We start from the raw sequence: 14,197 nt of genomic DNA on the forward strand, positions 1-14,197 counted from the left end.
CAAGGGGACGGAAACCTTTCCTCTACCTATTTTTCCCTTAAACTTTCCTAGAGCTAAGTTAAACACCACCCTTTCCCCGCAAGGGGACGGAAACAAGGTTCCTATTTTTTTGATTAAGCAAACCTAAAAATATTGGAGAGTTAAACACCACCCTTTCCCCGCAAGGGGACGGAAACTTCCGCCGCCTAGTACGAGATTATGAACGGCTGCCAGAAACCCTGGCGGGAGTTAAACACCACCCTTTCCCCGCAAGGGGACGGAAACCTATCGGAAAGAAGTAGAATCTCCTCAGCAAGCTAAAGAATTCATAAGGTTAAACACCACCCTTTCCCCGCAAGGGGACGGAAACTGCGGCGTGCGTTTCGATAGCGTGGTCGTGAGCGGACTGCCGCGAAGTTAAACACCACCCTTTCCCCGCAAGGGGACGGAAACGCAGCACCAGCTCCGGCCGTTGCTCCGCCACCACCTGCCGCAGCACCGTTAAACACCACCCTTTCCCCGCAAGGGGACGGAAACTTCAGTCTCCAGTTGTTACCGTTAAAATTCTTAATTTGTTAAACACCACCCTTTCCCCGCAAGGGGACGGAAACGTTTTATTCCCTGGTCTTAACCTATTTGGGCTGTTGTCAGAAGTGTGTTAAACACCACCCTTTCCCCGCAAGGGGACGGAAACTTCTAGCTCTTGCTTTCTCTTCTTCTCCAGGTTTGTTAAACACCACCCTTTCCCCGCAAGGGGACGGAAACGATCGCCTTCAAAAACACCGATGAATAAATGCTCATAAGTTAAACACCACCCTTTCCCCGCAAGGGGACGGAAACAAATTACCCTTGCTGTATTCTCGGTGCATCTTAAGAAACCAGTTAAACACCACCCTTTCCCCGCAAGGGGACGGAAACATATTTCCTGGTTGAAAAACGTCTGGGTATGTACTATGCACTCCATAGCGATCGCAAGTTAAACACCACCCTTTCCCCGCAAGGGGACGGAAACTGATCAAGAGTTTATTACTACACGCCTAGAGGTTCAACAAGTTAAACACCACCCTTTCCCCGCAAGGGGACGGAAACGCATAATGATGTAAATCGCGGTCAACTTCGGCTTCTAGTTGTTAAACACCACCCTTTCCCCGCAAGGGGACGGAAACCTTTCTCCTCTTGGTATATGTAGAGATCACCAAGAGAGAAAGAAAAAGGTTAAACACCACCCTTTCCCCGCAAGGGGACGGAAACAGTTTGATCCCACCATCAGCTTTAAGTTTAGCTTTTGCTGATTCAACGGTTACACACTACCCTTTCCCCGCAAGGGGATGAAAACAACCAAGCACCATCTTTGAGTTCAAACTCAGGTAAACGAGTTAAACATCGCCTCTTCCCAGCAAGGGTACAAAAACTTTAACCAGCTATGACTACCATAACAATCAACGGTATGTACGATATAGAACCCCAGCACATAGACTTCATTACCCCCGAAGATGAGAACGGAGACGAAACTGAGGATTTTATTGAGGCTTTTCAGTACCGTATAAGCTTAACGGATGAGGGCTTTGATGCCTATGATTTCGGTTATGAGGTAGTAGTAGAGAGATCAGAGTTAGATAGCTTGTCCTACGAGATGATATTAGAAATCATTCAACCCACATAAATGACTAGTGACTAATGACTATTGACTAATGACCATTGACTAATAACTAACGTAGTACGATGGTGAACGGGAAAACCTCAAAACACCAGAGGCGACCTAACATTAGAGTAAAAGTCTGAAAACAAGCACACTCCATGAGAATCTCTCTAAATTGGCTGCGGGAACTGGTAGAGATAAAACTAAGCCACACGGAACTAGCCGAAACCTTGACAATGGCAGGGTTTGAAGTCGAAGACATTGAAGACCGCAGCACATGGGCTGACGGCGTTGTAGTGGGTAGAGTGCTTGAGCGTCAACCCCACCCCAACGCTGATAAACTAAGTGTCTGCACAGTCGATATCGGTGCGGCGGAAACTTTAAATATTGTCTGTGGTGCTGCTAACGTCCGGGCTGATATCTACGTTCCCATAGCGACGACAGGAACTTATTTACCCAATATTGATTTAAAAATAAAACCCGCTAAACTGCGCGGTGTTCCATCCCAAGGAATGATTTGTTCTTTAAAAGAACTCGGTTTACCCACCGATGTCGATGGAATTCATATTTTCCCTGAAGAAAATATGACCTTGGGTAGTGATGTCCGTCCTTTATTGGGTTTAGATGACGTAATTTTAGATGTCACCGCCACCGCCAACCGTGCAGACGCGTTGAGTATGGTAGGGATAGCGCGGGAAGTTGCAGCTTTAACTACAGCTAAGTTAAGCATTCCCGCACCAGGGGAAATCTCCATATCTCAAAACCCTGGGGCGTTGAGTTTAAAAATCGCTGATACTCAAGCTTGTCCGGCTTACATCGGCACAGTCATTGATAATGTGAAAATTGCCCCTTCTCCCGAATGGTTACAACAACGTCTGCGGGCTGCGGGAGTGCGTCCCATTAATAATGTCGTAGATATTACCAACTATGTATTACTAGAATGGGGACAACCGCTACACGCCTTTGACAAAGACCGTTTAAAATCCGTCGGTGCTAGTGAAAACTTCAGTATTGGTGTGCGTTTTGCTAACTCCGGTGAAACTCTCAAAACCCTAGACGGACAAACTCGCAATTTAACCACCCAAAATTTATTAATTACTGCCAACAATAAACCCGTGGCTTTAGCAGGGGTAATGGGTGGCGAAGAAACAGAAGTCCACGACGGGACACAAAGCCTAGTCTTAGAAGCAGCTTTATTTGATTCCGTCGCCATTCGCCGTTCTTCCCGCAATGTCGGTTTAAGAAGCGAAGCGTCAGGAAGATATGAACGCGGTGTCAACCGTGCAGAATTAGAAGTGGCTTGTCGTCGCGCTTTGTCACTGATTATAGAATTAACCGATGGTGTGATCATCCACCAAGAAATTGCAGATACCCGTCCTGACCCCTCTACCTGGAGTCGTTCCATTTCTCTGCGGTTAGACAGGGTAAATGAACTGTTGGGGCCTGTAATTTCAGGTGACACTGGGGAATTAGCAGCACAAGACGTAGAAAGAATTCTCACCGCTTTGGGTTGTCAACTCACAACCACAGGCGAAAAAGTTTGGAACGTCACTGTACCCCCCTATCGCTACCGCGACTTAGAACGGGAAATTGATTTAATTGAAGAAATCGCCCGTCTCTACGGTTACGATAACTTCTGTGATACATTACCAGACAAAGCCGAAGCCGGTTATTTACCCGTAGAACAAGAATTAACCCGCAAGTTACGCGCCACCTTACGGGCTGAAGGTTTAACAGAGTTAATACAATACTCCTTAGTTAAACCAGGGGATAGCCGACAAATCGTTTTAAGTAACCCCCTATTCACCGAATATTCCGCCTTGCGTACCGATTTAATCTCTGGTTTAATCGACGCATTCCAATACAACCTCGAACAAGGTAACGGTTCTCTCAATGGGTTTGAAATTGGGCGAATTTTCTGGCAAGAAGAAGAGGGTCTGTTAGAAAAAGATGCGATCGCTGGTATCATGGGCGGAGACAGAACCCTGGGCAAATGGTCAAAGGGCAGTAAAGAACAACCCATGACCTGGTTTGAAGCCAAGGGAATTTTAGAAAACGTCTTCCAGCAATTAGGCATACAAGTAGAATATCAGCCCGATTGCCGTGACGCACGCTTGCACCCAGGCCGCACCGCCTCATTATGGATTCGTGGTAATAGTTTAGGTATCTTCGGACAACTCCATCCTCAAATTCGCAGAGATAAAGGTTTACCAGAATCGGTTTACCTGTTCCAGCTAGATTTAAATGTGCTGTTAGATGCAGTAGACCAAGACGAAATACTTGTACCAGCATTTAAAGCCTATTCTACCTACCCAGCCAGCGATCGCGATATTGCTTTCTTCGCACCGGTGAAAGTTTCCGTTGCCGAACTAGAAAAAGCAATTAACAAAGCTGGTAAAGGCTTACTAGAATCTGTAGAACTGTTTGACGAATACCGTGGTGAGAACGTCCCCCAAGGACAACGCAGTTTAGCCTTTCGTCTAGTATATCGGGCGAGCGATCGTACCCTCACCGATACCGAAGTTGAGCCGGTTCACAACAAAGTCCGCGAAGCCTTAGTTGAGAAATTCGGCGTTAACCTCAGAAGTTAAAAGCAACCCCTCTTTGTAGCCTGCAAAGAGATCAACTTTGACTCTTGCTCCCCTTCCCTCGTAGGGAAGGGGTTGGGGGTTAGGTTCGAGAAAAAGTTGCACACAGCGTTACTTATCACCCTTTCCTTCCTCATCCCCCAAAATTGTAGCCCGTTGCAGCACAGGGATATAATAGGCACACCCAAAAAATCCAAAACTGAAAAATGCTAGGATTTTAACTAAATATGGCATTGGCACAGCTATGTCAACCGCGCTGCAAAAATCAATCTCATTAGTAGAGTTCCTTAAACTACCAGAAACTAAACCTGCTAGTGAATTTATAGATGGTCGTATCTACCAGAAACCAATGCCACAAGGCAAACACTCCCGCCTACAACTAAAACTTTGTAATGCAGTTAACCAAGCAACTGAAGAACAAGAAATTGCCCTAGCCTTCCCAGAATTACGTTGTACGTTTGGTGGACGTTCGATAGTGCCAGATGTTAGCGTATTTGCTTGGGAACGAATTCCCTTTGATGTGAACGGGGAAATTGAAAATACCTTTGGAATTTATCCTGACTGGACAATTGAAATTCTCTCCCCAGAACAAAATACCACCAAGGTAATTACAAATATTCTCCACTGTTTAAAACACGGCACTAAATTAGGCTGGTTAATAGATCCAGATGAACGTTTGGTGTTAGTCTTTTTGCCAGGACAACAACCTATAGAAATGACTGGCGATGAAGTATTACCTGTACCGGAATTTTTAGAATTGAATTTAACTGTTACACAGATTTTTGCCTGGCTAAAACCAAGGAAAAGCAATACATAAAAAATAGCTTATTCGCGCAAATACCGTTTTCCCATAAGATGACAACAGGTAGTTAATCAATCTAAAGACATCATGCCCAAATATGTTATGTGGGGTTCTTACTGCGAAGACGTTCTCGAAAAACGCGCACCTTATCGTGATGCACATCTAGCCGGTTTAGCTAAACAAAAAGAATCTGGTGTGCTAATTACAATTGGCCCTACCAAAGATGTCACCAAAGTTTTTGCTCTTTACGAAGCAGAAGACGAAGCTACTGTACGCCAATTAGTCGAAAATGATCCCTACTGGCAAAATGGTATTTGGACTGAATACTCAGTAAAAGAGTGGATTCAAGCTTTTTAAAGCTGCTACAACTCATAATACCAATTCGCAATTCGCAATTCGCAATTCGCAATGGACTAACGTCCCGCTACGCTAACGCAATTCGCAATTCACAATTAAGAAAGTCAGATACTATATGGGTTTCAAGCTTTGCATCTGTTGCTTAATTTTGGATAATTGGTATAGTGTCGGCGCATAAAATATCTTTTTATGTGCCAGTTTTACTACTGTCCACTTGTTAATATGATTTTGCGCCGAACCGTCAAATTAACACAGAATTAAGAGTTAAGTATTGCTCAAACCCCAGCAAAATATACATTTTTCAGGATGTGCTTAAAATCATCAAAGAATATTCTTTTAATAAATATTAAAAAACTCTGGCTTTTAGTAGATGAAATTGCTATTTTGTAATTGCAATGATGAGATATAGTGACTACATTAAAATAGTCGCAGTTGTCTATACTCTGAATAACAACATCTATATACATCTGCAATGGCAAAAGCATGATTTTGCTGTAAATGTAGGTGTTCCCACAAGGTGAGACTTATGAAAAAAACCCTCAAACGTGCATTTTTACCCAGCTTCATGGCTGCAAGTTTAGCCAGTCTGACTTTACTACCAGCACAGCCTGCTGCTGCTGATAGAAGAATTGTAGAAGATACCCTAGTTGGTGCTGGTGCTGGTGCAGTTACCGGACTGTTGACGGGCTGTAATGTAGTTAGAAATGCGGCTAAGGGTGCAGCAGCCGGTGCGGCGGTAAATGGTGCTAATGGTTTAAGAAATAATCCCCGTCGTCGTAATGTAGGCCAAGATATTGCCGTTGGTGCTGGTGCTAGTACATTGACAGGAGTAGTAATTGGTGGTAGAGGTCGATGCAACAAACCACTAAATAATGCTGTCAACGGTGCAGCCGCAGGTACAGCAGTGCATATCTGGCGTAACAATAGACCTAGACGATAATTTCCCTGCAACCAACACTGAAACTGATTGTTGATTTTGTGTAACTAAAATAGAATAATCCAATTTTCAGACCCTATTTTCTTGTGGAAGATAGGGTCTGAAATTAGAAAATCATTACCCTGCTAATTTAACCCTTCAGAGCTTTTCTGAAGTTACTACGATAAGATTTATTAGCTATAAATAAGACCGGCCATAGCAAAGCTAAACTGATGCGATTGGCAAAAGATTGGTTGAAATTAGTTCTGGTGAAACCGTTCCAAAACTTCCAAACACCACCTACATAAATTACAATTAAACCCAAAATAATTAACTTAGGCATGGGTATTAACTCCGTTAGTTAGTGACTACACTCAAGCTAAAACATACTACATTATGTAAATATTCTATCTCTAATACAGAAGACGGTTGGAATTGGGTATGGGAGAAGCAGTGCGGTTTTGGGGTCTCCCCAAGTGGAGCAACTGCCGTCATAGGGCATAATAGAGAGACCAAAATATTCTGTTTTTGGGTTTTCTCTTTTACTGTGTGTATTTTGTAGCACAGTGTTAAAGACTTTCTATATTACTTTTTCCTTCTGCCTGGTTGCTTGGTAAGCTGCTGGTAGCTAACATAATTAAACCTGAGTAGTAGGAATTTCATTTAGTAGCGAGTGTTGTATAAGGTTGATTTTTTAGGGTAGGCACAGTCTACCGTAAGTATCGCCAACCCTATACAAACAGCACTGATACTTATTACCTGCTAGATGTTTCTAGCGGAAGTTCCTTATCAATCAGTGTTTGTAGGAAACTGGATAAAAACACAATACACTCTCACGGGTTTACAAGCAGCTAATAGTTGCAAAAAGTTAAGGAGGATTTATGCGTGCAGTGCTGATGGCAGGCGGTTCAGGGACGCGACTTCGCCCGTTAACTTGCGATCTACCAAAACCGATGGTGCCGATTCTCAATCGACCGATCGCTGAACATATTATCAATTTACTCAAAAGACATCAAATCACAGAAGTGATTGCCACACTGCATTACTTACCTGATGTCTTGCGGGATTATTTTCAAGATGGCAGCGATTTTGGCGTACAAATGACTTACGCCGTAGAAGAAGACCAACCTTTGGGGACAGCAGGTTGTGTAAAGAATATTGCCGAACTTTTGGATGAAACTTTTTTAGTAATTAGTGGCGATAGTATCACAGATTTTGATTTAACAGCTGCGATCGCTTTTCATAAACAAAAACAATCAAAAGCAACTTTAATCTTAACCAGAGTTCCTAACCCCATTGAATTTGGTGTAGTAATTACAGATGCTGAAGGTAAAATTAAACGCTTTTTAGAGAAACCTTCAACTAGCGAAATTTTCTCTGATACTGTTAACACTGGTACTTATATTCTCGAACCAGAAGTTTTAGAATATCTCCCAGACCATACAGAATGCGACTTTTCTAAAGATTTATTCCCCTTGCTGTTAGCTAAAGATGAACCAATGTATGGTTACATCGCCCAAGGCTACTGGTGTGATGTCGGACACTTAGATGCCTATCGGGAAGCTCAATACGATGCTTTAGAAGAAAAAGTCAAACTAGATTTCGCCTATAAAGAAGAAACCTCCGGCTTATGGGTAGGACAAAACACCTACATTGACCCCTCAGCCCATATCGAAACCCCGGCGATGATTGGGAGTAACTGTCGCATTGGTGCAAGAGTGCAAATTGAAGCCGGAACAATCATTGGGGATAATGTCACCATAGGTGCAGATGCTAATCTCAAACGTCCCATTATTTGGAATGGTGCAATCATTGGTGACGAAGCCCAATTGAGTGCTTGTGTCATCTCCCGTGGAACCCGTGTAGATCGTCGCGCCCATGTCTTAGAAGCGGCGGTGGTTGGTTCTTTGTCCACCATTGGCGAAGAAGCCCAAATTAGCCCCAGTGTCAGAGTTTGGCCGAGTAAAAAAATTGAATCCGGCGCAATCTTAAACATTAACTTAATTTGGGGTAATACTGCCCAACGTAACTTATTTGGTCAACGGGGCGTACAAGGATTAGCCAACATTGACATTACCCCAGAATTTGCGGTGAAATTGGGGGCTGCTTACGGTTCAACTTTAAAACCCCAATCCAAAGTAGCCGTTTCCCGTGACCAACGCAACGTTTCCCGCATGATTACTAGGTCATTAATTGCGGGGTTAATGTCAGTGGGTGTAGATGTCCAAAACCTTGATTCTACAGCTATTCCCATTGCGCGGACAGTCATTCCCACCATGAAAATCGCCGGGGGAATTCATGTGCGGGTGCATCCCGATCGCCCAGACTACATCCTGATAGAATTCATGGATGGAAAAGGGATTAATATCTCCAAAGCCCAAGAAAAGAAAATCGAAGGGGCTTTCTTTAAAGAAGATATGCGCCGCGCCCTCAGCCACGAAATTGGTGATGTCGCTTACCCCAGCCAAGTCATAGACCTCTACTGCACAGCTTTTGAGAAACTATTACACGTTTCCACCCTCCGCAACAGTCGGGCTAAGGTGGTAATTGATTACGTGTATGCGGTGTCTGGGGCAGTTCTACCGCAAATGTTAGACAAATTTGGGGCTGATGCGGTGGTTCTTAATGCCAGCTTGAATAAAAATGCTGTATCTACAACTGATAGAGAAGCATTATTAACTCAGTTGGGTCATGTGGTGGAAGCCTTAAAAGCTAACTTTGGGGTGCAGGTATCAGCCAACGGCGAACAACTGATCTTAGTTGATGAGTCTGGTTTCCCCATTCGCGGTGAACTGTTAACCGCACTGATGGTTGATATGATTCTCACCTCTAACCCCAGAGGTACGGTAGTTGTACCGGTGCATTCATCGAGTGCAGTGGAACAAGTCGCCCGTCGTCATGATGGCCGGGTAATTCGCACCAAAGCCAATGCAACAGCCTTAATGGAAGCTTGCCAGAAAAATTCTAATGTGGTGTTGGGTGGTAGCGGTGACACTGGTTTTATCTTCCCGCACTTGCACCCAGGCTTTGATTCCATGTTCTGCATTGCCAAGATTATCGAAATGCTGACAATTCAGGAGCGATCGCTAGCTACGGTAAGATCAGAATTACCCCGCGTCATCCACAAAACCCACACCATACGCTGTCCTTGGTCGGCTAAAGGTGCATTGATGCGCTACTTAGTGGAAACTCACCCCGCCCAAAACCTTGAACTCATCGATGGCGTGAAAATTCGGCAGCCCTTTGATGACAGTTGGCTATTAGTTTTACCAGATGCCAGTGAACCTTTAGTACATCTGTATGCTAACAGCAATGAACGTGATTGGGTAGATGAGACGGTGAGGGATTATCGTTCACGGGTGCAAACCTTTGTAGAAAGACAGCAGGAATATCACCCGGCGGAAGTGTGATACCAATTCGCAATTCGCAATTCGCAATTCGCAATTCGCAATTCGCAATTCGCAATTCGCAATGGACTAACGTCCCGCTACGCTAACGCAATTAAAAAACTTAGATGCAGCAAAACTTTCAGGGTTTACATCTGTATCAGGTTTTTCGTGAAATGGTATGAATAATGAACTACTCACCCCTCAACGAAGTCGGGGTGAGTAGTTCATTAGCGATATTGAAATCTTCCACTACACCGTGCAAGCGGTTAGGGGGAATAGATGTCAAATCCAGACAACAGCGATCGCGCCTCCGAAAGCTGAGAAAATAGCGGATACTACTGCTGTGGCGAATAACCACCAAGCGGCGGAGGCGGCGGCTTTGCGGGTTTCTTCGGCTTGTCTTTGGGCTTGGTGTTTGACTTCTTCTAAACGGCGTTGGGCTTCGTGTTGTAGGCGTTCAGCACGTTGTAGGACTGTGTTCCGGGCGCGTTCAATTTGGTCAATAATCCGATTGGCATCGGCTTCGGAAATATCTTCGCGGGAACTCATGATGGCTACGAGAGTTTCACGATTGAAGGATGAGAGGCGATCGCGTAAGGCTTCAAATCCTGCCTGCGGGTCTTCAAATACTATACGGATATCATGTTTAATCCCATCATAGTTGAGTTCGGGACGCTCTAAGGAATTGAGATAGTTACGAATTCTGGCAAAAATTCCGTCAATCACATCTTGAATCCGGCGTTGAATACTCCGCACTTGTTCCACAAATTGATCACGCACACCGATGATATTATCGGCAATTTGCGCTGCTTCTTGGTCGCTGAGGTCTTCGCGAATTTTCAACAGGGCGATAATTGTGGAACGGTCGAAATGTGACAAGCGATCGCTTAAACTTTCCATCCCCACAGATGGGTCATGCAAAAGTAATTGTATATCCCGCTTGATGCCTTCTGGGTTCAATTCTTCCTTGCCAGTGTACCGTAAATATGATTCCAGATAAGTTTGAAAGTTCTGGACTCTTTGCTGGGTGCGGGTAGCAAGGCGACGGGGTGCGCGCACGATATTGCGAAGGGAAGTTTGCACAGAGTCAATGACTTCATTTACTTGGGCTTCACTCAAGTCTTGACGCTGACTCAATAATTTCACTAAGGTATCTCTGTCTACTTGCGACAACCGCCGCCGCAAAGCCACAACTCCCTCACTGGGATTTTCAAACAGTCGATTTAAGTCCCGTTGAATCCCTTCGGGGTTGAGTTCTGTTTTACCTGTGTTACGTAAGTAATCGGCAATGGTGGTAGTTACAGAATCATATTGTGCTTTGGCTTTGTCAACTACGGCTTGGGGTGTATGGCGAATGCTGTGCCAAGAGTCTTCTACTGTGTTGATGATTTGCTGTGCTTGTTCCTCACTGATATCTTGCCGTTGACTCAGTAATGTTACTAAGGTATCACGGTCAAACCGAGACAACCTAGCGCGGATGGCGGCAATACCTGCTTGGGGGTCGGCGAGTAAAGTTTTCAGGTCAGCCCGAATAGCATCAGGGTTTAACTCGGCTTTATCGGTGTTACGCAGATATGATTCGATATTTAACCAGAGAGTTTCAGCTTGATATTTGGCTTGTTCTCCCAAGTTTTTGGATTCTATCAAAGCGCGATCGCGTTGTTTGTCGATTTCATCCAAAACGCTCTCAATTTCATAAAACTGAAGATCATTGCGTTGCAGCAAGATTTTTTGCATTTCGTGACGGTCAAGAATCGCCAACCGTCTGGAAATGGTTTCATAGTCTGCATTAGGGTCTGTAATCAGGGGTTTAAAATCCCGTTCAATTCCCTCTGGGGTCAAATCAGCCTTAGCTGTCACCAGTAAATAACTCTCGACTCGCCGTTCTAAGTCCTGAGATATTTCCCTTTCTTCCTCCGCCGTCACTAGTAATAATACTTCTTGACGGACTGCTTCTAGGCGATCGCTAATATGTTGAATTTGGCTTTGAGTGAGTAATCCCCTATCTTGAAGAATACTCGCAAAATCTTGGCGAGAGAGTCTTTCTAGTTCCCGCCGCACTGTTCCAGGGTCGGCGGCTGGGTCGTAGATCACATCCCGAAATTCTTGGGCAATTCTTTCTTCACTCAGTTGCCAAGCATAGGTGGTGTGTAGATAGTTTTCCACATCAGCGCGAATGGGGCTGTAGGGTCTCGAAGGTGTGGGTAGCCCCAATTTATCAGCTTGGGCTGTAGCTTTTTCCTTAGCTGTGGTCAAAGCCTGCCAGATTTTTTCCACATCTAAATCTGATAAATCAGTCCGTCCTAAAACTACCCCAGTTAAGGCCGATAGTCCCTGCTGTAGTGTACTTTGAATTCCTCCTGGGGCTGCCTTTTGTTCCTCGCCTTTAGGTGGACGCAGTTCTGCAATTAATCTGTCGAGTTTGGCATTGAGTTCATCAGTTTTAGTTTGTCCTGCTGGGAGAGTTTTGAGATAGTTCACCAGTTCACTCAGGCTATCTTGCATCGGTTGTTGCTGACCCATCACCTGTTGCCAAACACTGTATAAACTATCAGCAATGCGGTTAACATCTCGCTTGGATAAGTCTGTGCGACTGCTAACTAACTCCACAAACTTTTGGCGGTCAATATGACGCAAGTCAGAACTAGCAGCAATGCCTCTGAGTTGTGGATCTTGGAGTAAATTTTCAAATTCCCGACGAATATGAGTTACGTCTAATTCTGGTGGACGCAGCTTTTCAATATAATCTTCTATGTTTTCTCTGATACTGATGGGGTCAATGGCACTGCCTAACTCTCGACGTACCGCAGAGGCGGCGGCTTCAGCTGTAGCGACCACTTGCTGATTCACAGCTTTAGCACCCAAGGCGGCGGTAGCTGTCCCCATAATCGCCTGAAAACCAGAGGTGGCGGTATTCACTACCGAACCAATTAATGAACCGACGGTAGTAGAACTCACCCACACTAATAAGAGAAAGTACGCGCCCCAAATGACCAAGCCTAGAATTGCCCCTAGTCTGGGGTCAAATACCAAAAGGCTTAATTTGACGGAGAGAAATGAGGCGATTAATAAGGCAATGGTGACAGAAATCAATGTCCAAAGTCCCACAGCCGTGCCAATTTTGCGAATTGTACCGCCCAAACTGCCCTCCGAATCACCACTAGAATCAGAGGGACGACCCAAATAAGAAATCCCCGCCGCAACGGAGAGATTAGTTAATACCAATTGGAAAGCAAAGGCTAAAATTACGCCCGACAGTAAAGCCACAAAAAAGCGTGGCCCCGAAGTCAACAAAGATAATTGCGCTGGTGACACACTAGAGGGATTAGGATCAATTGGGACTTGTGCCACCCACCATAGAGGCTTGTAGAGTGTTGTAATGATATCTGTACTTTGAAAAAACATTGTATTTCCTTGCACTAGTCGGTTAGAAAATTTGGTTAATTAGTTTGTGAGTAGCAATGGTGGTTTAAGTATGTCTTTATGGGTTTGGCTACATTTTTGGTTATTATTAGAATCCTGAAAATTAACAGCTAAAATCATCTCCCTAAAGATTGAAAGCATATCTGACGCGAGATAGAAGTTTATTTCTTATGTCGGGTTATTTTCAATAAATGGGAAAAAATAACTAAATAAAGCCGAATATTTCAGAACAAAAAGGTTATTTTTTGATAATTTTCCAGTAATTATTTATTTTAGGAATTAACTGGCTTTATTACAGTTACATACCAAAATTTATATTTATTTACAAATATGATATCCATCACCTCCAGAAGATGGATTTGATACTAGACAAATGCTGCCACTAATCGTCCGCAAGAAGTGTGCAGAGATTGTATCTATTGACGGAAAGCAATCACATAATCGCTAGCTAAAGTTAAGTTAAGTAACAAATTGTTTGGAGTAAAAAAATGGAAACACGTTCTTCCAGTAGTAATCTGCCAACAATTGCTACAGAGTATAACGGACGCGATCGCAACGCCTTTTTATTTGGTTGGACACCCCAATCAGAAATCTGGAATGGTCGGTTAGCGATGATTGGCTTTCTCGCCTATTTATTGTGGGATTTAGCAGGTTATAGCGTCCTGCGTGATGTTTTACATCTAATTGGTTACTAATACTAATTCAAAATCAGTCAGATTTTCTCAGGTTTTTTGAGTTGGAATCTGGTGATGAATTTTGCATTATTGCTGCATTTAGTAATCACAACAGTCTAGATAGATTAAATAGTTAGGAGACAACAATGGAAACTCGTTCTAATACAGATTTACCACCAGTTGCTAATGCTTATAACGGTATAGACCGCAACGCATTTTTGTTTGGTTGGACACCCCAATCAGAAATTTGGAATGGCCGGTTGGCAATGATTGGTTTTCTCGCCTATTTACTTTGGGATTTAGCAGGTTATAGTGTTCTGCGTGATGTGTTGCATTTGATTGGATATTAAGCCAAATTTTCACGTTATCAAGTAACGCTAGACCTAACCCCCTAACCCCCTTCCCTACTAGGGAAGGGGGAATTCTAATG

10 protein-coding genes and 1 CRISPR repeat array (1 of these 11 only partly in view) are annotated in these 14,197 nt (G+C 44.0%); of the genes, 8 read left to right on the forward strand and 2 right to left on the reverse strand.

The window, feature by feature from the left end; translation table 11 throughout:
• Nucleotides 1–1,315: direct repeats of the CRISPR family, unit length 37 nt; unit sequence GTTAAACACCACCCTTTCCCCGCAAGGGGACGGAAAC; it begins 340 nt to the left of the window's first position.
• 87 nt (nucleotides 1,316–1,402) lie between these two features.
• The 5 genes from CV014_RS11700 to CV014_RS11720 all read left to right on the forward strand — a co-directional run bounded on the left by CV014_RS11700 (nucleotide 1,403) and on the right by CV014_RS11720 (nucleotide 6,305).
• The gene (locus tag CV014_RS11700) at nucleotides 1,403–1,642 is read left to right on the forward strand and encodes a hypothetical protein (RefSeq protein ID WP_236142187.1); all 240 of its coding nucleotides are present in this window, start codon (nucleotides 1,403–1,405) and stop codon (nucleotides 1,640–1,642) included.
• Nucleotides 1,643–1,776: 134 nt separating this feature from the next.
• Nucleotides 1,777–4,209, forward strand: a complete 2,433-nt coding sequence (pheT, locus tag CV014_RS11705; RefSeq protein WP_236142188.1) for a phenylalanine--tRNA ligase subunit beta — start codon at nucleotides 1,777–1,779, stop codon at nucleotides 4,207–4,209.
• A 241-nt stretch (nucleotides 4,210–4,450) separates the two neighbouring features.
• Nucleotides 4,451–5,023: a Uma2 family endonuclease gene (locus tag CV014_RS11710; protein ID WP_236142189.1), complete on the forward strand. Its 573-nt coding sequence runs from the start codon at nucleotides 4,451–4,453 to the stop codon at nucleotides 5,021–5,023.
• 72 nt (nucleotides 5,024–5,095) lie between these two features.
• Complete coding sequence (locus tag CV014_RS11715) at nucleotides 5,096–5,365, forward strand: YciI family protein (RefSeq protein ID WP_103140240.1); 270 nt, start codon at nucleotides 5,096–5,098, stop codon at nucleotides 5,363–5,365.
• 526 nt (nucleotides 5,366–5,891) lie between these two features.
• Nucleotides 5,892–6,305 carry a hypothetical protein gene (locus CV014_RS11720; protein WP_236142190.1) on the forward strand — a complete coding sequence of 138 codons (414 nt, stop codon included), beginning with the start codon at nucleotides 5,892–5,894 and terminating at the stop codon, nucleotides 6,303–6,305.
• Nucleotides 6,306–6,432: 127 nt separating this feature from the next.
• Here CV014_RS11720 and CV014_RS11725 read toward each other — a convergent pair whose 3' ends face one another.
• Nucleotides 6,433–6,624 carry a hypothetical protein gene (locus tag CV014_RS11725; protein ID WP_236142191.1) on the reverse strand — a complete coding sequence of 64 codons (192 nt, stop codon included), beginning with the start codon at nucleotides 6,622–6,624 and terminating at the stop codon, nucleotides 6,433–6,435.
• 538 nt (nucleotides 6,625–7,162) lie between these two features.
• Between CV014_RS11725 and CV014_RS11730 the strand changes: the two genes are divergently transcribed.
• Complete coding sequence (locus tag CV014_RS11730; protein ID WP_236142192.1) at nucleotides 7,163–9,691, forward strand: mannose-1-phosphate guanyltransferase; 2,529 nt, start codon at nucleotides 7,163–7,165, stop codon at nucleotides 9,689–9,691.
• Between the two features lie 261 nt (nucleotides 9,692–9,952).
• Here CV014_RS11730 and CV014_RS11735 read toward each other — a convergent pair whose 3' ends face one another.
• Entirely contained in the window at nucleotides 9,953–13,075 is a 3,123-nt protein-coding gene (locus tag CV014_RS11735; RefSeq protein WP_236142193.1) for an MFS transporter, read from the reverse strand.
• A gap of 506 nt (nucleotides 13,076–13,581) precedes the next feature.
• On the opposite strand from CV014_RS11735, the gene CV014_RS11740 reads away from it, so the two are divergent.
• Both CV014_RS11740 and CV014_RS11745 read left to right on the forward strand, forming a co-directional pair.
• The gene (locus CV014_RS11740) at nucleotides 13,582–13,788 is read left to right on the forward strand and encodes a chlorophyll a/b-binding protein (RefSeq protein WP_236142194.1); all 207 of its coding nucleotides are present in this window, start codon (nucleotides 13,582–13,584) and stop codon (nucleotides 13,786–13,788) included.
• A gap of 125 nt (nucleotides 13,789–13,913) precedes the next feature.
• A complete protein-coding gene (locus tag CV014_RS11745) occupies nucleotides 13,914–14,117 on the forward strand; it encodes a chlorophyll a/b-binding protein (RefSeq protein ID WP_236142195.1) in 204 nt (67 codons plus the stop codon).
• Nucleotides 14,118–14,197: the final 80 nt, after the last annotated feature.

The organism is Nostoc sp. CMAA1605, assembly GCF_021596505.1.
In the GTDB taxonomy this organism is placed as follows: Bacteria; Cyanobacteriota; Cyanobacteriia; order Cyanobacteriales; family Nostocaceae; genus Trichormus.

Coding starts and splice junctions, on each gene's coding strand:
- CV014_RS11700 (WP_236142187.1), top strand. CDS start 1,403: ATGACTACCATAACAATCAACGGTATGTACGATATAGAACCCCAGCAC.
- pheT (WP_236142188.1), top strand. CDS start 1,777: ATGAGAATCTCTCTAAATTGGCTGCGGGAACTGGTAGAGATAAAACTA.
- CV014_RS11710 (WP_236142189.1), top strand. CDS start 4,451: ATGTCAACCGCGCTGCAAAAATCAATCTCATTAGTAGAGTTCCTTAAA.
- CV014_RS11715 (WP_103140240.1), top strand. CDS start 5,096: ATGCCCAAATATGTTATGTGGGGTTCTTACTGCGAAGACGTTCTCGAA.
- CV014_RS11720 (WP_236142190.1), top strand. CDS start 5,892: ATGAAAAAAACCCTCAAACGTGCATTTTTACCCAGCTTCATGGCTGCA.
- CV014_RS11725 (WP_236142191.1), bottom strand. CDS start 6,624: ATGCCTAAGTTAATTATTTTGGGTTTAATTGTAATTTATGTAGGTGGT.
- CV014_RS11730 (WP_236142192.1), top strand. CDS start 7,163: ATGCGTGCAGTGCTGATGGCAGGCGGTTCAGGGACGCGACTTCGCCCG.
- CV014_RS11735 (WP_236142193.1), bottom strand. CDS start 13,075: ATGTTTTTTCAAAGTACAGATATCATTACAACACTCTACAAGCCTCTA.
- CV014_RS11740 (WP_236142194.1), top strand. CDS start 13,582: ATGGAAACACGTTCTTCCAGTAGTAATCTGCCAACAATTGCTACAGAG.
- CV014_RS11745 (WP_236142195.1), top strand. CDS start 13,914: ATGGAAACTCGTTCTAATACAGATTTACCACCAGTTGCTAATGCTTAT.